Here is a 19,417-nt window from a genome sequence, read left to right on the forward strand (position 1 = left end):
CAGCGTTAGGTGGATTTACCATCAATATCCAATCAATTTCATTGAACGATTCATTACGTCACTGTTTACTCAGCTCGTACTCTATCCTTTCATGCCTGCTCCGCCCACAAATTTAGTGGCCGATAGCCATCTCATCCAGTGCTAAAAAGACGTTTTCGTCGAGGTGCCCTTCGTGGATCTGTTTACACACTTTGCGTCTTACCGCCAATCCAGAGATCAAACGTTCGATCGATAGATGTTTATTGGTATCACGATCGTTGTACAGCTCGATAGTGCGACTTAGCGTTTCGTACGGAATCACTTCTTCCGCAACTCTCAACCAATCGAGCTTCTCTACGAGCTCTGAACACTCTTCTTTAATCGAGGCGTGTGAATGCCCTGTCATAGCAGAGAGAGCCGTTATACTGCGTTCTAGAGCCTCTGGAGAGGTATATTTTGAGAGAGTAATGGTAATTTCATCAGCATTGATCTCTACAGAGTGTTTACGCAGCTTAACTCGGCGCCCTAATTTGCCACGAGGCGAAGGGGCTTTTCGTTGGATCGGTTCGAACTCACCATCGATGATCTCAGACAATTCTTCTAGCTTCTGTTTTGAAACCATTTCGTTACGCAGAGGGTTTGGTAGTGTCGGCGCCATATTACGTTTGCCCGCATTGGTGGTACGAGCGCGTGAATAGCGCAATACTTCTTCGACGTTACATTTAATATCCACCTGGTAATCGACGGTTTTGTCTTTTTCGATCATTGAGGTGATCGTTAAATGGTAACCCCATAAATTCACTAAGAAAGTATCGTCTTGATCGCTGACTTCACCCAGCTTTCTTAATTCTCGGATCAAATCCATCGAAAAACGACGCCAATCGATGTTTCTCGCGAGCTTCTGGTTAAGTTCGCTTAGCAACATACAATCCGAATGACGGCGTGCCATGCGGCTTCTGAAGTAAGAGTAGAGCTGGAATACCAAGGTATGCTGCTTCAGGATCTCTGGTGGGAATAGGAAGAAGTAGTCTCGCGTGAGGAGTTCTTCGTAAAACGATGGTTCCCAAACAAGAATGTATAGATTCGGTTTAATACGGATTTCACCGTCAGCGCCTTCTGTCGGCGCTTCTTCCGATGCAGTGATTGTGCGTGCTAGGAAGCGGAATCGATCACTCTTGAAGCCCTCAGGCATATTTTCACTTAACCAACGGCCTGTCAGTTCATGCAATTGGAAATCGGTAAATTCGATACGATCAATACTATCGCGAATAGAATCGCGAGCAGGACCACTGTCCTTCTTACCGCGTAAAGAAAGAATGTCGGTAATGTATAACGGCGTCTTGTTTGGTGTTGATTTCGCATCAAGATGATAATCATCTTGGTGGTGGTCATGATATTGCACGGTCAGTGTAAACAGTGCAAAAAGAGTCATTAGATCATCAACAGTCATGATGTTTTTCGATGATCTTGTCTCGATCACAGCGCGTGTTCCAGAGATCGAAACCATCGATTTTTGATAGCTTTTACGAGTACGCGGCGGCGCTAACGCTTGATCGATAATACCGGCCCAGTTTGTTGGTGAGACAATAAACTGATCCGCTTCATCTTTCATCGTTGGGGGAGTATTCAGACCATGTTCATTCAGCAAACGCTTGTTGACTTGTGTTTGAGCCAACGCTTTAGAACGCTTCTGTTTTTCGTTCTGTTTAACGCTTTCAGTCACTAAGCTGGTGGCACCGAGTACTGAAATTAGTTGATTCGGATTAACAAAGCGATGAAGCATGGTTTTTCCAGCTAAACCTTCTTCAAAGCGAACAGGGATCTGCTTAAAGAGACCAATGTTAACGGCTGCTCTGAGTCGTTGTTGAAGAGCAGCACGAGTAACCTGACCATCTGTCGCATCGATGATCTCGGTCGTAGATACATAACCATCTTTACTGCTAAAGCCACGCAAGGAGATAAGATTAAGGAGCTCAACAATACTTTTAGTGACTCCCTTAAAGTGTTGATATTGCTCTATCCATTCTACTGCGCTTTCTGATACCTCAAATAAATGACCATCTTTATGGCTTCTTGCCTTAATCAGTAACTTTTCATCTGGTTTCATCTTTGATCCGTATCACACTAGCCGTAATTTCACTATAGTTCCTGAAGAATAAAGAAAAAATGATCATAAATAAAGAGAATTTATTATCTTTTAAATAACTGATCTTTTTGATTAATCTGATCTTAAATGATTAAGTGATCTAATGATCTGGTGCTCATGTTGCTTGTAAGTTACTGAATAATTGGAATAAAAATAAAATCCGTTGGAAAGCATGATCATAACAAGTCCGAAAACATGATCAAAGAAACTCAGAAAGCATGATCAATAAACCACAGAACAATGATCACTAAGTTCTTGTAACTATGATCATTATAGTTCCGAAAGCATGATCATTAGCATTCTACAGCTTATCCACAGACGTCGGTTAAACCATGAACGCTGAATATCGAATGTGAGTAATAATTTTGGTGTATTCGTCGGAACAATGATCATGGAAAGGCCTATTTTAATAAGAACCAGCCACAATTGTTGAATGTTTAAACGCATTCTGCGCTTTAAATATAGATTAGTGGTTTGATGCAGGTTTGAATATTCTGTTGGAAGCATGATCAGGACATTCAATGACATTTGTATTTCAGTTGTGTGTCGATTGATTTATCAAGTAGAAACATGAAAATTACGCTCAAAGCCCAGTCTATCTACATTCTTCCGTAATTTAGCATTGAAATTACATGCTTCCGGAGTCGTATACTCTTGATCATTTTTCCGTAAATGGATCTTGTCCAAATTCAGCTCGTCACGATCTTATGTTTAGTCAACTCCCCTTGATCATGCTTCATAATACTGTGTTTGACGAAAGCATGAAAATAGAAGCCTCCTTGATCATCGTTCCGTTTTCAGAGACTGGTGAAACGCAAATAATGTCACTCTGATATTAACCATCGTTAGATTCATGTTTGCTGTTAGCAGCTAGAATCAAATGCACTTTTTCTTTCTAGCATTCATAAACTGTTTTTTCAGTAGAAATCACATTCACCGTAGTTTGTGCTTGAATTTCAATCGTTCCGAGAAAAACGGTAGATTTTTCATTTACATTGTAAATTGGTGACATTGTAACATTTTAAATGTGTGTTTTTACATCGGTAATAACTGCCATTATTTTGAGTTATTTTTGTTCACCTACGTAGGTCTCTTAATATAGAAAACAACATATACCATCAATTTTATGTGATTTTACTCATAAATGGATGTTCATGTTTTTGTTGGATTTATTGTTATTTGCTGTACAATTCTAACTAAGTTAACCATAACGGAAATTGGCAATGAAAAGAGAACAAACGATTGATAAGCTCTATCAGCTAGCCGAACAGACTCAACAAGTTCAGGCTGACCGAATTGAGATCATCTTAGAAGAGCGAAGTGATGAACACTTTCCTCCAATGTCTAAGGCGATGATGGAGACACGCTCTGGCCTGACACGTCGTAAGTTGGACGAAGCGATCACAAAGCTTGAATCTGAAGGCCATCAGTTCACAAAGAATAACGCCAACCACTACTCAATTTCTCTTACCGAAGCACACATGTTAATGGATGCTGCAGGTGTTGCTAAGTTCCACGAACGCAAGAAACACGCAGATAATAAACCTTGGATAATTAACGTTCAGAACCAGAAGGGTGGTACCGGTAAATCGATGACAGCTGTGCATTTGGCTGCTTGTCTCTCCCTTAACTTAGATAAGCGCTACCGCATCTGTCTAATTGACCTTGACCCACAGGGCTCTTTACGTTTGTTTTTGAACCCTCAAATTAGTGGAGCAGAACACGACAGCATCTATTCAGCGGTCGATATCATGCTGGACAACGTTCCTGAAGGGCAAGAAGTTGACGCAGAGTTCTTACATAAGAACGTACTACTTCCAACGCAATACCCAAATTTAAAGACTGTGTCAGCGTTCCCGGAAGATGCAATGTTCAATGCGGAAGCTTGGCAAAGCCTTTCTCAAGATCAGTCTTTGGACATTGTTCGTCTATTGAAAGAGAAGTTGATTGACAAAATCGCTGACGACTTCGATGTCATTATGATCGATACAGGTCCTCACGTTGACCCGCTGGTATGGAATGCAATGTACGCATCGAACGCACTATTGATCCCATGTGCTGCAAAACGTCTGGACTGGGCATCAACAGTTAACTTTTTCCAGCATCTACCAACAGTTTACGAGATGTTCCCAGACGACTGGAAAGGGCTCGAGTTCATTCGCTTGATGCCAACAATGTTTGAAGATGACAACAAGAAACAGGTTTCTGTACTAACCGAGATGAATTACCTGTTGAATGACCAAGTCATGATGGCAACCATTCCTCGTAGCCGTGCATTTGAAACTTGTGCCGATACCTATAGTACGGTTTTCGACTTAACGACAAGTGATTTTGAGGGTGGTAAGAAGACGCTTGCTGTCGCTCAAGATGCCGTTCAAAAGAGTGCGCTTGAACTAGAGCGTGTATTACACAGCAACTGGCCTTCACTTAATCAGGGATAATCAACATGGCAATTAAAACTTCTGATCTAAATGCAAAGCTATTTGGTAAAGCGAATAAGCGCCGAGTAGCGACTCCTCAAGAAGCTCAAACTGCAGCAAAAGAGCAGGCTCAAGTTATTGAACTGGCTGTTGCGGGTGAACAAATGGTTTCTTTTGAACTGGTACGTATTCCGGCTGACCAAGTTGCAACGCAAACCGTCGTATTCGAAGAGAATGCTCGTGAGCAATCTTTCCTAAACGAACATGCACTTTCTGACGTTTTAACCACTCTTAAAGAGCGCGGACAACAATATCCTGCTGTTGGTCGTAAGAACAAAGATGGCAAGATTGAGGTTCTAGACGGTAGCCGTCGTCGTATGTCTTGTATTCTTGCTGACAAAGAATTTCTTATCTATGTAGCAGAGAACATTAACGGTGAACACGCTAAATTCCTTTCTGATGTGGCTAACGCACATAAACCTCTATCTCTTTATGAGAAAGGTAAAGAGATGCAAGCTAAGCTAGACAAAGGCGAAGCTGAGGACCAAAAAGCATTGGCGAAAATGTTCCAGTGCAGTGAAGCATTAGTGAGTGGCGCACTGAAAGCCGCATCACTTCCGTTAGAGCTGTTACAAGCATACCCAAATGTGAGCGATTTAGGTCGTCCAACAATCGTTAAACTGCACAAGCAATTTGGTGCTCTTAACGAAGAACAGCAGCAAAGCTTGCTAACTAAATGCGATGCAACAGATGGTTTTGTTTGGCAGCGTAGCGACGCTCAAGGTGTTACTCGTTTGACTAAAGATGTGACAGAAACACTAGAGAACTGGATTTCTGAACTTGCGCCAGCACCAGCGAAAAAGACAACGCCAAAAGTTGAACTTGTTAAAGGCCGCGCTTCTTACAGTCGTAAAGGCGCTAACCTGGCATTGAATCTTAAAAAAGTTGATGATGCGACCATGGAAGAAATTCTCGCTTTTGTTCAATCTAAGCTGAACTAAGCTCCTCACTTACCGATTAAAAGCCGCTTGATGCGGCTTTTTCTTTACCTGTGATAAACTGTGTTTAGACGAATTTGGACGCAATTTATGACGACTCTTCCTTTCTTAACTCAACTCTCCGCAGTAGCCCTAAATAATAACCACCGCTATGGTGTCCTACTCGAAGGCGATCAAGCGTGGCAATCTCAAGAGCTTGAGTTTTATCTCTCTGATTTAGACAGCCCCACGGCTTTTGTTTTGGGCGAATTGAGCGCAGTCGGCGCTACAAATATCGCCTTCAATAAAGGCCAACAATTGTTAGGGCAAGAGTGCCAAGTTCTGATTTGCGATTTTAGAACAGGGTTTGATGCAAACAGTTTTACCGCGGCATTAGGTGCGCTAGTTGGGGGAGGGGTGTTATTTGTCATCCCGCCAGCAGGCCATGAAACTACTTTATCGCAAGTTTGGCTGAGGCGTCAGTTTGATAAGCTTATCTGTTTATCGCAAAAGGCGCTGTCAGAAGGTTCTGAAGTGGCTGGCGTACCGGCAATGCCAGCGTTACCAGAAGTGGTTGTCACACCAGATGGTTTCGATAAGTATGAGCAACAAAAGCTCGCTATTGAAGCGATTGAAAAAGTAATGTTTGGTCACCGCAAGCGCCCACTTGTTTTAACTGCTGACCGTGGTCGTGGTAAAAGCTCCGCGCTGGGTATCGCGTCAGCTAATATTATTAAGGCTAAAAGCTCAGTCACGATTGTAGTCACTGCGCCGAACGTCAAAGCGATACAGCCTCTGTTTGAACATGCGCAGAAGTTGCTTGCTAACTCTTCTATGGAGAATCGACATACTCTCGTCCATGAACAAAGCAAAATTGTCTTTGTTGCTCCGGACGAAGTATTGAGAACACAACCCGATTGTGACCTGTTGTTGGTTGATGAAGCCGCAGCAATTCCGTTGCCAATGTTGCAACGTATGGTTGAAAGCTATCATCGTATGGTTTTCTCAACCACGGTTCACGGATATGAGGGCAGTGGACGAGGCTTTGGTATCAAGTTTGAAAAGTGGCTGTCTAAGCAACGCCCTAATTGGCGCTCGTTTAAACTTGAACAGCCAATACGCTGGAACGTACACGACCCCTTGGAAAGTTGGTTGTTTGATACTTTCTTGTTGGATTCTGATATAGAGGCTCTACCAAAGGATGTTGAACTTGATGGGTTGTCTTGGTATCAGTTTGATAAACAAACGCTACTCGACAACCCTAAGGTCTTGCCTCAGTGTTTTGGTTTACTAGTCAGCGCTCATTATCAAACGTCGCCTAATGACTTGATTCAAATTTTAGATAACCCTCAAATGTCACTGCATGCACTGTTTTCAGACCAGCATTGCTTGGGGTGCATTCTTACTGTTGAAGAGGGCGCATTGTCACATGAACTTATTCGAGATGTTCAGCTTGGTAAGCGTCGCCCTCGCGGCCATTTGGCTCCGACACTTCTCGCTAACCATTTAGGTCTTGATAAAGCAGCAGTGCAGAAATGCCTTCGAATTATGAGAATTGCCGTTCACCCTGATATCCAAGGGCAGGGCTTAGGACATCGAATGATTGGCCACTTGGTCAAAGCAAACTCGGAGTTCGATTATTTGGCAACGAGCTTTGGTGCGACCGACGACCTAGTCGACTTTTGGTGCAGTAATGGCTTCGTCTCAGTACACCTTGGCCACCAGCGAGATCAGTCGAGCGGTTGTCATTCATTGTTGATGTGTAGAACTTTGAATGAAGAAAGTCGTCATTGGGTTGAGGAAGGGAGTCTCTATTTTTACTTCGGCCTTCGTTATCTGTTGTCCACGACGTACCGCTCGCTTGAGCCAGCCATTGTGCGTTCATTGCTATCCTCTCAACCACGCCAATTTTTGGTTGAGGATATTAATCCTCTACTCGGTTATTACGTTGATGGAGGGAGTAGCTTTGATGGTGTTGGTTTCATGCTAGAGAACTTAATCTATAACTTGGATAAAGTGCAGCTAGAGCAAACGAGTGATTTACTGCTTTGGAAAGTTGTTCAGAAAAGAACTTGGACAGAGTGCAGTGAGTTAGCCAATCTTGCCGGTCGCAAGCAAACCGAATCAACCCTTCGTCACGATCTTGGATTACTGCTCTCCAATTTACAGTGTAAATAGAGCCTTCATTTAACCCGCCTCAATTATCGATTTACAGTGTAAACTGAATAACAACTCAATTTACACTGTAAACTCACTTCTTCTAAGTGTTCTCATCGCTTTCTTATTTTATCTTCTCTAGCAGCTTGAAATTCTCGAGGTTTGAACTAGCAACACCCATACTTAGATTTGTTGAGCTCCAGGGGAATATCCTGTGTGCCAGCACATAATTGGCCTTTGACGATGCCCTTCAGATCGATTTAATGCTTTAAGTCAATAAGTTGCTAATTAATGTGTAGTAGCTCATTATTGAGAAAATAATGAGTAAAGTGACTTATCCCTTGTTATTGAAAAAGGAATATGTTCACAAAACAGTATCTTCTATAAACTGAAATCATACTCTTTTGCTAAGGAAGTGGCAGTCGTATGTGGGACAACATAGTTACATTGTCTGAGGACGGAAATGAAGTGATTGCTCGTTTGCAATCTGGTTTTGTTGTGGACAGCAGTTTTGACCAGAAAGAGCTTCCTGCATCATTAGAGAAATTGGAAGCTAGCCAATTCTATCCTTTAGACGATGAAATCATTCGCTTCGTGAACCTAGCAAAAGAGGGTAAGGGTGAAGCGTATGAAGGTGTGGCTGTCGCTGAAGTTCGTAATGCAAGTATGGTCGTAGAATTATCTGAAGATGAGATGCTTGCAAGTATTACTGTTACTGGTGCTTACGCTGGGCGAGGCTTAAGAGGTGCTGAAATTGTACATGCACTTGCTCAGGCTCATGTAACCAAAGGCATTAATAAACTGGCATTGAAAAAGGTGCTAGTGATGAGCAACAAACTTGAAGCAGGGGAGAAGTTCACCCAAGCTGTTGCTCAAGGTAAACAACCCGTAAAAGGGAAAGACGCAAAATTTGAAGCGCTCGTTCCTGACATTACTCACCAAGTCCTTAAACCACGTAGCAAAGAGTCTGGCAAAATCGATATGCGAGACTTGGGCGAAACCATTACAGTCGGAGAAAACGATCCTGTAATGAGACGAACGCCAGCAACCAAAGGTACTGCTGGTTTTACTGTTCAAGGAAAACTCCTACCGCCACTCCCAGGTAAAGATAGCCTTCTCAAACCGGGAAAAGGAACAGCCATCTCTTCTGAAGATCCGAATCTTCTTGTTGCTAACTGTTCTGGACTCCCACTTATAAAAGAGCGCACCATCGAAGTAGATGAAGCGTTGTGCCTAAACAGCGTTAGTGTCGCAACTGGTCACGTTAAGTTTAAGGGGAATGTGTTTGTGTCTGGCAACATCGACCCGGGTATGGTGGTGAAGGCGACGGGCAGTGTTACGGTTGGCGGGTTTATTGAGTCAGCCGAAGTACAAGCACAAGGAGATATAAAAGTCGCGAAAGGCATCATTGGTCACACGGTTAAAGAGGGAGAGAGTAAAAGCTGTAAGGTACTGACCAAGGGAGCCATTGAAGCGAGCTATGCTCAGTACTCAGAACTGCAAGCAGGCACTGATATTAGGCTGACAGTACACAGTATGAGTAATGAAATACGCTGTGGTCATGATTTGATTGTGGTTGATGGAATGAAGAGGCACGGCACGTTAAGCGGCGGTGAAGCGAAAGTCGGTGGTAAAGTAGAGTGTGTCTTCCTTGGTGTTGAGGGCGATACCGCAACCAAGGTTCACTGTTTTGCTCGCTATGACAGCTACAAGCAGAAGATGGGTGAGTTGAGAGACGTTTATAAAGCGGCTCAAGAGAAAACCATGGATGTGATTCGCCAAGAGTTGGAATTCAAAAAGCGACCTAAAGCGGAGCGTACAGACGAAGAGGCGCAGCGCATAGAGTCAATGAAGGAACAGAACAACCAAGCGATTGAATCGACTAAGCAGCAGATTGATAGCCTTGAGGCTGAGTTTGATACGTTACTTGAAGAGTGTACTGTCGAGGCGCATGAGAAGGTCTATACCCGTGTGACGATTCAATATGGCGATGAAACCGTAACGACTAAGCGCACTCATGGTGGCAGTGTGTTCTCGTTTAACCAATATGAGATTCAATGTTCGTTCAAGATGGAAAAAGAAGACATTGGGGAGCAGCTGTAGCTACGTCATTAATTCTTATGAGCAGAGAACGATAGAAATAAAAAGGAGCCGTGGCTCCTTTTTACATTTAGGTTGAAAGGTTAATCCTTGTTTGGACTCAGCTAACTGCTCTCACTTTCCCTTGTTTAAGGTCAGACAGTACTTTGGCTTTTGGTCCATCGGCAATGATGCAGCCTTTCTCCATTACAATCACACGGTCTACAACATCTAACATCGACGTCTTGTGAGTGATAAGGATAAGTGTCTCGCTCGGCAGCAACTGATTAAGTTGGTGCTTGATGTGCATCTCTGAGCGGTTATCCATCGCACTGGTTGGCTCATCCATCAACAGCACAGGAGGGCGGCCTAGGAAAGCGCGAGCGATAGCCACAGCTTGACGTTGGCCACCTGACAGCAATCCGCCACCTTCACCAACTTGGCGCTCTAAGCCAGCAGGATCTTGCTGAGTGAAGTTCGTTACACCTGCTCGGTTGGCTGCGTCCATCACATCGCGATCATCCACTAACGGACGGCCTAGAGTGATATTGTCACGAACAGAACCGTAGAAGAGGTTACTGTCTTGTGGAACACAGCCTATATTGCGACGTACGTCGACGTGATGCAGTTGCTCCATATCGGTATCATCAATGCGTACATGGCCCTCTGTAGGCTTGTATAGGCCCATAATGAGGCGCTCTAGTGTTGTCTTGCCTGAGCCAATACGGCCAATGATGGCAACTTTCTCACCCGGAGTAATCGTCAGGCTGAGGTCGCGCACTGATGCAATTGGTGAATCAGGGTAATGGAAAGTCACTTTATCCAGTGCAATGTGGCCTTGAATGATTGGGCGGTGGATGTAGCGTTTACCTTCTTCTTGCTCATCAGGCATATCCATAACCTGCTCGATCAACGTCATCGATGATTTGGCTTGGTTGTAGCGAGTAGAAAGAATAGAAAGCTGAACTAGTGGGCCAATCGCACGACCACTCAACATGGTTGCCGCAATCAAACCACCCATGGTGAGATCGCCTTCGGCAATCAAGTACACACCAAAGATGATCATTCCCACGTTAGTACTTTGTTGAACAAACCCGGCTGTATTCTGAATACTGTCAGTAATTCTGCGGCTCTTAATATTCCAGTTTGCCATGTGCGCTACCGCTTCTTCCCAGCGGAATTGAAACTGACTTTGCGCACTGAAGAGCTTAACCGTTTCTAAACCAGCCAAGCTTTCGATAAGGTTCGCGTACTTCTGTGAAGCAAGACGAGAGCCTTCTTCGATGGTCCGGCGCAGAGGCCCTTGAATTATGATTGCGTAGATAACCAGAATCACGACACCGACAATCGGTACATACACCAGATCACCAGCCATCAACCAAATCAGAGTTAGGAACAGAATCGCGAAAGGGAGATCAATCAGAGAGCCAATCGTAGCGGAAGTGAAAAACTCTCGGATTGATTCGAACTCTTGTAAGTTCTTGGCGAAAGCACCAACTGAGGCAGGTTTCGCTTCCATACGAATCCCGAGAACCTTACTAAATAGCTTCGAAGAGATCAGGATGTCAGACTTTTTACCGGCAATGTCGATGAAGTAGCTGCGCATTAATTTGAGCAGTAGGTCGAAAATGAACACCACAAAGATGCCGCTTGCCAATACCCACAGCGTCTCAAAGGCGAGGTTGGGCACCACTTTGTCATACACCAAGCGCGTAAACATCGGTGCAGCAATCGCGAACAGGTTGATTAGAATCGAGGCGATCAACACATCACGGTAGATCTTTTTCGACTCCCAGATGGTGCCCCAGAACCAGTGACCGTGGCGCGTTTTCAGAATCTCTGGCGAGCGTTCATCGTAACGGAACTGTTTTTTTACTAAGAAGTAGCGACCAATAAACTGTGCTTTCAGCTCTTCCAACGGAATGAGAATCGGCACCATGCCACTTTCAGCGGTAATGATCTCCGCTTCTTGTTTCTGAAAGTCAATTCGGTTGAGAACACACGCTTCACCCTGCTTGAGTAGCAGCACTGCTGGGAGGATAAGTTCTGGAATACTCTCGAGGTTTGCGCGGTTCTCTTTGGCAACTAACCCTGCACGCTCTGCTGAACGAGGAAACAAGAAAGGGGTGAGTTTACCATCTGCAAGAGGCAGCCCATTGACGAGCGCCTCTGGGGAGTTTGCTAGACCGTAGTATCGGCTGACGTATATCAGCGAATTCAGTAATGGATCTTGCATTAAATAACCACCTTACTACTTATCAACGATGAAGCCTTGGAACACTTCAACGTAGTTGTCTGACAATGTATCGAGCTGCGTTTGAGTCTCGATACGCGAGGCGATGGTGGTGATACCCAAGTTATGTGCAGTTCTAGAGATCGACGTTAGAGTGAATTTCTGTTTCTCATCATCCAAGTTGTGGGTGTAGAGGTAGTCCAACTTAACGTAACCTGGGCGGAACTCATTAATGTATTCCAAAGACTGGAAGTTACGACCGTAATTATCAACACCAAATACTGCGTTGGTGTTACGTATTGCGGTACACAGTAGTGCCGTGTAGTGCGGTTCATTAACGAAGCAGTTCTCAGGGATTTCAAAGTGCAGCATGTCACAGATAGATGCGTTTTTGCTTAGTGTCTCACCAACCCAGCGGATGAAGCTTGGTTCCGAGATACTGCTTGCTGAGATGTTGATAGCTACTGGCGTAGTGATCTCTTTAGCGTGTAGCTTCTCAATCATTTTCTCGATCACATACTGATCAAGTTCATGGCTGGCGCCGAGTTGTTCAAGCGCAAATAGGTACTGAGCCGCGCTGTAGCGAACGCCATCTTTTTCAATCGCTGAGAACACCTCTTGGTGGAAGGTTTTACCGAAGCTGTTATTCGCTGCTTGCAGACGGAAGGTGAAGAGATCATTGATGATTGCTTCTTCAACCAGTGTACGCCACTGCTGTTTACCCATCACAGCGCCGTGATCATCGGCGGTAATGTAGCCGTAGCTCATTTCACGGTTCGCTTTTGCTACAGAGAGCGCGTTATCCACCAGCGACATGATTTCTGTGCTGGTCTTGCTTTGGCTACTGTGAGTCACACCAAGTGAAATGTTAGCGCGAGCTGTCCCAGTTGGATCGGAGCCCAACCCTTGAACACAGTTAACAATGCTGTCTGCGATGAGTTTGAGTTCGCTTTCATCGATATTTGGCAAGATAAAGCCGAACTCATCTTTTGAAATACGAGCCATGGTTAGATCTGGTGATGAGATAGAGGCTTGTAAGTGCTCTGCTAAGTCGTGGACAAGTGCATCGCCCTCTTGGTAACCCTTATCATCGTATTCGTCAGCAATGAACTGTGCTTGCAGAACCGCTAAGCCACCGACGCTGGACTCCGCCAACCATTGATTGAGTTGAGACATGTAGTAAGCACGGTTGCCGAGTTGTGATACTGGGTCGATGTAGGCACGTTCACGCAGGCGCTGAGCTTCTTGAGCTTGATTCTTAAAGGCTTGTTCAACTTGCGTCGACATATGGTTAATACCATCAACCACTAAGATCAGATCCTTTGTTTTCGGGCGAGCAAGGGGTTCGCCAAATTGGTTCTTCGCAATCTGGTTCATTTTGGCGATGATCAAGTCGAGTGGTTTCAACGATCGTTTTACGATCCATGAAATGGCCAATAAGCCAATCACAAAAATAAGAGCAAAGACGGTTGCTAGGCGAGTAAAAGATTGCCAAAGCTGCGAGTAGGCTGGGCCTGGGTGGCTAACAATTTCCACTTCGGCCAACTGCATCCAACCACTAGTGATAACACGACGATCATGGATTGGTTCAAACAGGTCGAGCGAAGTAAACCAGCTAGGTACAGTGCTCGGTTTTACCGGGTATGAACGCAGGATGTCGTCGCCACTATCAAGGAAGATGAGCCTTACGACCGAATAGGAGCTGCCATCAAACAATGCATTGATGACCGACTCAACCGCGATTGGGTCTTTGTCCTCTAGGTAAGGAGCTAGCGCTAAACCAACGGTATTGATGGTATTGCTTACCTCTGAGCGCTGCTGCGCTTCTAGGTGGCCTCGAGTGGTATTAAATTCGATCATAAATACTGACGTCATCAGTAATATAAAGACCGCTACCATCCCGACTACAAGCTGTTTATATAAAGTCATTGTACCTACTCATCGTAATTGATAATGGGTTTGTTTAATTTTAGAGAGCGCTCGCGTGAACGAAGATCGTTCCACAAGCTCAATCTGGATGATTTACCTGCAAGCTGTCCGTTTCCTGCTGAAGACTTCATTAGCCATAGGTTCTTACCGTTAAAACTGTATATCGGCAGCAAGTCTCTGCGAGTTGACGCTCGTTTAATCTCTGGATTCAAGTTATCCAAAATGACGGGTTCTGCGCTGGGCGTGGAGTAGTAAGCCAGTACCATGTGGAACTGATTCAGCTCCAACGCTTTTACGTAGACCAGTCTCAATTTTTTGTCGGGTACACCGAGTTCCAGTAGCGAAAAGTATTTAGCGATGGTGAAGTCTTCACAGTCGCCTGCATTACTTCCTAGAAACTCGAGTGGTGTAGCCCAGTAGTCTTTTTTACCCCACAGCACGATATCGTCGACGAAGTAGAGTTGGTTGAAGAATCGATTTACCGACTCCAATTTTTGCGTTTCACTCTGAGTGCTGAACTGGTCGATATTCGATCGCCATGTCTCCACGCGTTTAGCGGCCCTTTGACCATAGGTTTCAGAGACCGCACTCACCCAACGCTGCTCAGTTGTGTTCAGTGCAAATGATGCACAAGACGATATCAATGCCAGCAACGCAACTGCGGAACGAATCTTCATTGGCAAACTGCCTTGTTGCTGTGGCAGTTATCTGTGTAGAAAGGGGAAAACATCATTCACCCTTACTCTTTCAATGCGTTGTTTTGAGCGCTAAGTATCGGCTTTAACATGTAATCTAGAACGGTTCTCTTACCCGTAATAATGTCAACCGATGCTGTCATGCCCGGAATGATTGGCAGCTCTTCGTTGTGCCCAAAGCTGTACTTTTCGGTGCGCACACGCACGATGTAAAAGCTGTTACCTTCTTCATCTTGAGTCGTATCGGCACTGATGTGCTCCAACACGCCCTCTAGACCACCATACTTGGTGAAGTCATAAGCACTGAACTTAACAATGGCTGGTAGCTCTGGACGTAAAAAGGCGATGTCTTGTGGCGCAATCTTGGCTTCCACAAGCAACGAATCTTCGGTGGGTACAATCTCAACAATATCCATACCTGGTTGGATAACACCGCCAACGGTATTGATGCCTAAGGTTTTGACGGTACCTGTCACAGGGGAGATAACCACGGTTCGATTGACTCGGTCTTCCAAGCCAACGGCTGACTCAGTAAGAGCTGAGAGCTTATCTTGAGCTTGATTAAGCTTCTCTTGCTGTTCTGAACGGAATTTAAGTGCCGCATCAACGCGGCTGAGCATAGACTCTTTGATCGCCGAGCGTAGTACAGGGATTTTTAGCTCGCTAGAGGTCAGCTCACGACGCGTATCGTTCACTTGTCTCTGCAGTTTAAGAAGCTCGATACGCGGTACCACACCCTCATCAGCAAGCGGTTTGGTGATATCCAGCTCTTTGCGAGCAAAATTGTAGCTTTGGCGCAGGTTATCGACGCGGGCTCTCACCTCTACCAAGTCTTGCTGCTTCTGTTCAACTTGTTGTTCAAAAACAGAGAGTTGGTTACGAAGATTATTAAGGTCTTGGCGGTATTCGGCTTTCTGGCGCTGAATCAGATTAGGCTGTCGCTCAATAAACTGTGGTGGGAATGCCAGTTTGCCGTAGTTGAGTGTGACGCTCTGTTGCCAATTGTCGACAGAGAAGTTTTCGTCAATCACCACACTGGTCAAAGACGCAGAAAGCATTAGTACGCTTGCAGTCAGGTTGGCCACTTGTTGTTCGCGTTCGCGGAAGTCTGAACGGAAACGAGTATCATCGATAAGGAGCAGTTGCTGGCCTTTTTGTACCTGTTGGCCTTCCTTTACAAGGATCTCTTTCACCAAACCGCCTTCAAGGTTCTGGACTACTTGAATTTGAGAGGAGGGGATGACTTTGCCTTGGCCGACCGTGACTTTGTCAATCTCGGCCCAAGCCGCCCATCCGATCGCAGCAACAAAGAATAGAACGATAACCCACAGCATGATACGCGCGCTGGTTGGCGTATTGAGTAGCAGTGCCGCTGTTTTATCATCGACGTACTCAAGTTCGGTATCGTTCAGCTTGTTGTAACTTTTTTGGCTCATAACAATCCTTGTCTGCGAAATTTGGTGCAAGCCTATTGAGTGTATTCTTAGTTTTAAGAAATGTTAAGATCTTGTTCCCATAAAGCGTTGTATTTATAAATGTTTAATCACTCATCGGTTTTTGAAATCTGTTTTATCTAGTTGGTGCTTACGCAGTTTGTCGTAAAGCGTTTTACGAGAGACTTGAAGCTCTTGTTGAACCTCTTTGAGCATGCCTTGATGACGATGTAAGGCTTCTATCAAAATGATTTGCTCAAAGTTGTCGGTACGTTCGCTAAGTGAGAGCTGTTTAATTGTCGTATCGGACGCCCCTTCATCTTCGCTACTTTTATCTTGTTCCTGATCCTCAGGCTGCTTTGCTTGTGTGAGCACTCTAAGCTCCGCTTCTTGGCGCAGTTGACGCAAGTTCTCAGGCCAAGGCTTGGCGACTAGCCTCTCTACATCATGTTTGGTGATGATTGGGGGAGGCAATTGATATCGACTTGCCGCACCTCGCGCGAAATGTTTAAACAGCGAACCAATGTCTTCGGGTCTTTTTACTAGTGGTAGCAGCTCAAACTGACGAAACTCCCCTTTAATTGTAGCGGGTACAGTCGTGGATGCGATAATGATACAGGTTGCATTTGAATTGCACTCGTTTTCATGAAGCAGCGTTGACTTTACTTGCTTAAACCACTCCCATTGCTGAGACATTAATACTTCTGTTTCATGTATATAGAGAGTGCCTCCACGGTGCTTAATGCAAAGTTGCTTGAGGAACTCGCAAAAAGTTTCTTGATCCGATTTAGGTAGGTTGAACGCGGCGACAGGGTAGAGTTCCCCTCTCTGGTGACTGTGTAAATCGTGAGTGTATTGCGCAGTAATTCGTTTACCTGTTCCGATGTCGCCTTTGAGAATGATCATCGGGTCCTTGCGGATGTCGAGAGTGATTAAATCTCGTCTTAACGCTACCATCGATGGGGACTGGCCAATCAGCTTAGGCCCAACATGCGTCTGCATCGCCAGCTCTTTACGCAGTAGGTTATTCTCTTCAACCAGAGCTAATTTGTCTGCGGCTTTGTGAACCGCAGCCATTAAAGCGTCCACAACGAATGGTTTTTCAAGAAAATCACAAGCGCCCACCTTCATTGCGGTAACTGCTGTTTGAACGTCGCCGTGACCCGTTAATACAATCACTTGAAAGTGCGGATTGTGTTTTAAGAGTTGTTCGGTGAATTGAATACCGTCCATCACCGGCATATGTATATCGGTGATGACGACGCCCGCTTGGGTTAATGGGATTTGCTTTAGCGCTTCTACAGCGTTGGGAAAACAGCGAATTTCAATGCCTTCAATGAGCATTGCTTGTTCTACGGAATCTCGAATCGCAGGTTCGTCGTCAATAAAATAGAGTGCAGGCATGGTTGTCAAAGCGACATTCCTTGTTATCAGTCATTATCATCAGCACGCTTAATCAGTGCTTGAGGTGTTATTGCATGCGTTGTGCAAGGGAATTCTTAGTGAGAATACCATGCCACAAGGCTCGCGCCGCGTTGCGGTGATCGTGCCGTGATACGCTTCAATAATCCGCTTTGAGATCGATAGGCCAAGCCCTAGTCCCTCCGGCTTGGTTGTGAAGAAGGGATCAAAGAGTTGAGGTAGCTTTGATTCTGGTAGGCCGACGCCGTTGTCCCAAATATCCAGGACACAGGCTTCAGATTCCAACCGCCAATCTAGGCCAATCTGAGGGCTAGGTTGCTGGTGTAGCGCTTGGGCGGCGTTGTGGATTAAATTCACCAACACCTGCTCCAACTCAGTCGGATGAATCGCGATCTGGATATCGTCACTGATCGGGGTCATGCGCAGCGTAATGCCGTGTTTAATCAGCAGTGCACTTAAGATTCCCGTGGCGTTGTTGACCGCTTGGTGAAGGTTGGCGGTATGATTCTCTTGCTTGGTCACCTTACGGGTGAAGACTTTTAAACGGGCAATGATGTCGGTGATGGATAGGTTAAGCGCTAGCATCTTTTCTAAGTTGCCTTTCACCATATCATGGCGCCCCATTTCAAGTAGCTTGAGGCTGTTTTCGCTGTAAGTTCTCAAGGCGGCTAGCGGTTGATTGATCTCGTGGTTGATGCTCGCGGAGAGTTCGCCCAATACCGCGAGCTTCGCCGTTTGTGTCAGTTCTTGTTCCGTCTGTTTGAGCTTACTTTGCGACTCTTGATACTGGTGTATAGTCTGTTGCAGCTGTTGGTTTGATTGTTGTAGATAAAGAGTTCGTTTGTTAACTGTCTCTTCTAGCTTATGGTTGAGCGTAGTCAGCGCGACTTTAGCTTTGTAGGTTTGACGCCATGACCAAGCGATCAACAGTACTAGGCTATATATAACCAAGAATATCACGTCGATCTGCATGACTTTTTTCATCTCTGTGTCGCGACCTTTAAGCGCGACGACTTGGTACTGCTGACTACTGGCGGCAGCAGGGTAGATGTTAAATGCACCCATCCTGCTTAATTTCTCACTCGGCAAAGCGTTGTCGGCTTGTGGTAAATCGAGGAAGTCGTCAATCAATGTGATCTTATCTAACCCATACTGACGCTGTTCGGCAATCTGTTGTTGTTGAATCAGAGTGAGTGGTTGAAGAGAGTGATAGAGCCAGTGAGGCTGGCTTGATAAGAACACCACTTGGTTGTTGTCGAGCACCACAATATCGAACCCATCACTGGTTAGGATCTCTTCGATGTTTTCTAGGCTTACTTTTACCGTTAATACGCCAACAATCTCTTGCTTCACGTATAAAGGAGATGAGAGAAAGTAGCCGCGCACATTCGATCTTGCACCAAGCCCGACGTATTGCGAGCTGAGGCCGTTTATCGCCTGACTGAAGTAGGGACGAAACGCAAAGTTCTCACCAACAAAGGTTTTTGGATCTTGATAGTTGCTTGATGCGATCACGGTACCGCTATCGTCATGGATGTAGATCGTGTCGGCTAAGCTCTGGTTGGCCCACTCTTCTAACAACAGGTTGAGCTGCTGAGCCGAGGTCTGCTCTGAAAAGTACCCAAGGGTTCGAGGGTCGTGACTCAGGATTGCGGGCACCTGTTTGAATTTTGCGATCTCAGAGTCGAGCTGAAGATTGGCTTTGTTGGCGGCTTCTTGCAGCTGCTCACCAACCAGACGTTGCTGATATTGCTCTGCCAATAAGTGAGTAGCAGCAAACCCCGCCGCACCCAATGACAGTGAAGCGATAACAAAAGGGGTGAAGAAACGGGATATTTTGTTGGCCAAGGTGAACTCAGAGCAGGTTGAAAGTGTATATAGATTAGCAACATGGCTATCAAAGTACCGAGATCTTGTTAACACCGAATCCAAGAGATAGCACAATCG

11 protein-coding genes are annotated in these 19,417 nt (G+C 45.2%); 4 read left to right on the top strand and 7 right to left on the bottom strand.

The features are described from left to right. Positions 1-112: 112 nt before the first annotated feature. On the bottom strand, positions 113-2,086 hold the full coding sequence (locus tag VFDL14_RS00420; RefSeq protein WP_032553738.1) for a replication initiator protein RctB domain-containing protein: 1,974 nt from the start codon (positions 2,084-2,086) through the stop codon (positions 113-115). A 1,262-nt stretch (positions 2,087-3,348) separates the two neighbouring features. Between VFDL14_RS00420 and VFDL14_RS00415 the strand changes: the two genes are divergently transcribed. From VFDL14_RS00415 to VFDL14_RS00400, 4 genes are all read left to right on the top strand, one after another. Beyond that, complete coding sequence (locus tag VFDL14_RS00415; RefSeq protein WP_032553739.1) at positions 3,349-4,566, top strand: ParA family protein; 1,218 nt, start codon at positions 3,349-3,351, stop codon at positions 4,564-4,566. 5 nt (positions 4,567-4,571) lie between these two features. Then, complete coding sequence (locus VFDL14_RS00410; protein ID WP_032553740.1) at positions 4,572-5,546, top strand: ParB/RepB/Spo0J family partition protein; 975 nt, start codon at positions 4,572-4,574, stop codon at positions 5,544-5,546. 87 nt (positions 5,547-5,633) lie between these two features. Further along, positions 5,634-7,700 (top strand): tRNA(Met) cytidine acetyltransferase TmcA, encoded by a 2,067-nt coding sequence (locus tag VFDL14_RS00405; protein WP_032553741.1) that lies wholly within the window; start codon positions 5,634-5,636, stop codon positions 7,698-7,700. Between the two features lie 405 nt (positions 7,701-8,105). Next, positions 8,106-9,782: a DUF342 domain-containing protein gene (locus tag VFDL14_RS00400; protein WP_032553743.1), complete on the top strand. Its 1,677-nt coding sequence runs from the start codon at positions 8,106-8,108 to the stop codon at positions 9,780-9,782. 97 nt (positions 9,783-9,879) lie between these two features. Here VFDL14_RS00400 and VFDL14_RS00395 read toward each other — a convergent pair whose 3' ends face one another. The 6 genes from VFDL14_RS00395 to VFDL14_RS00370 form a co-directional block, all read right to left on the bottom strand. Further along, positions 9,880-11,994 carry a type I secretion system permease/ATPase gene (locus VFDL14_RS00395; RefSeq protein ID WP_032553745.1) on the bottom strand — a complete coding sequence of 705 codons (2,115 nt, stop codon included), beginning with the start codon at positions 11,992-11,994 and terminating at the stop codon, positions 9,880-9,882. Positions 11,995-12,009: 15 nt separating this feature from the next. Then, the gene (locus VFDL14_RS00390; protein ID WP_032553746.1) at positions 12,010-13,920 is read right to left on the bottom strand and encodes an EAL domain-containing protein; all 1,911 of its coding nucleotides are present in this window, start codon (positions 13,918-13,920) and stop codon (positions 12,010-12,012) included. 5 nt (positions 13,921-13,925) lie between these two features. After that, the gene (locus VFDL14_RS00385) at positions 13,926-14,597 is read right to left on the bottom strand and encodes a transglutaminase-like cysteine peptidase (RefSeq protein ID WP_032553748.1); all 672 of its coding nucleotides are present in this window, start codon (positions 14,595-14,597) and stop codon (positions 13,926-13,928) included. Positions 14,598-14,659: 62 nt separating this feature from the next. Continuing rightward, complete coding sequence (locus VFDL14_RS00380; RefSeq protein WP_032553750.1) at positions 14,660-16,051, bottom strand: HlyD family type I secretion periplasmic adaptor subunit; 1,392 nt, start codon at positions 16,049-16,051, stop codon at positions 14,660-14,662. A 111-nt stretch (positions 16,052-16,162) separates the two neighbouring features. Next, positions 16,163-17,452: a sigma-54-dependent transcriptional regulator gene (locus VFDL14_RS00375; protein ID WP_032553751.1), complete on the bottom strand. Its 1,290-nt coding sequence runs from the start codon at positions 17,450-17,452 to the stop codon at positions 16,163-16,165. 48 nt (positions 17,453-17,500) lie between these two features. Next, the gene (locus tag VFDL14_RS00370; RefSeq protein WP_032553752.1) at positions 17,501-19,318 is read right to left on the bottom strand and encodes an ATP-binding protein; all 1,818 of its coding nucleotides are present in this window, start codon (positions 19,316-19,318) and stop codon (positions 17,501-17,503) included. Positions 19,319-19,417: the final 99 nt, after the last annotated feature.

The sequence above is a fragment of the Vibrio fortis genome, from assembly GCF_000695685.1.
GTDB classification, from domain to species: Bacteria; Pseudomonadota; Gammaproteobacteria; order Enterobacterales; family Vibrionaceae; genus Vibrio; species Vibrio fortis_A.

Excerpts from the sequence above, each read along its gene's own strand:
- VFDL14_RS00420 (WP_032553738.1), bottom strand. The coding sequence starts at position 2,086 with ATGAAACCAGATGAAAAGTTACTGATTAAGGCAAGAAGCCATAAAGAT.
- VFDL14_RS00415 (WP_032553739.1), top strand. The coding sequence starts at position 3,349 with ATGAAAAGAGAACAAACGATTGATAAGCTCTATCAGCTAGCCGAACAG.
- VFDL14_RS00410 (WP_032553740.1), top strand. The coding sequence starts at position 4,572 with ATGGCAATTAAAACTTCTGATCTAAATGCAAAGCTATTTGGTAAAGCG.
- VFDL14_RS00405 (WP_032553741.1), top strand. The coding sequence starts at position 5,634 with ATGACGACTCTTCCTTTCTTAACTCAACTCTCCGCAGTAGCCCTAAAT.
- VFDL14_RS00400 (WP_032553743.1), top strand. The coding sequence starts at position 8,106 with ATGTGGGACAACATAGTTACATTGTCTGAGGACGGAAATGAAGTGATT.
- VFDL14_RS00395 (WP_032553745.1), bottom strand. The coding sequence starts at position 11,994 with ATGCAAGATCCATTACTGAATTCGCTGATATACGTCAGCCGATACTAC.
- VFDL14_RS00390 (WP_032553746.1), bottom strand. The coding sequence starts at position 13,920 with ATGACTTTATATAAACAGCTTGTAGTCGGGATGGTAGCGGTCTTTATA.
- VFDL14_RS00385 (WP_032553748.1), bottom strand. The coding sequence starts at position 14,597 with ATGAAGATTCGTTCCGCAGTTGCGTTGCTGGCATTGATATCGTCTTGT.
- VFDL14_RS00380 (WP_032553750.1), bottom strand. The coding sequence starts at position 16,051 with ATGAGCCAAAAAAGTTACAACAAGCTGAACGATACCGAACTTGAGTAC.
- VFDL14_RS00375 (WP_032553751.1), bottom strand. The coding sequence starts at position 17,452 with ATGCCTGCACTCTATTTTATTGACGACGAACCTGCGATTCGAGATTCC.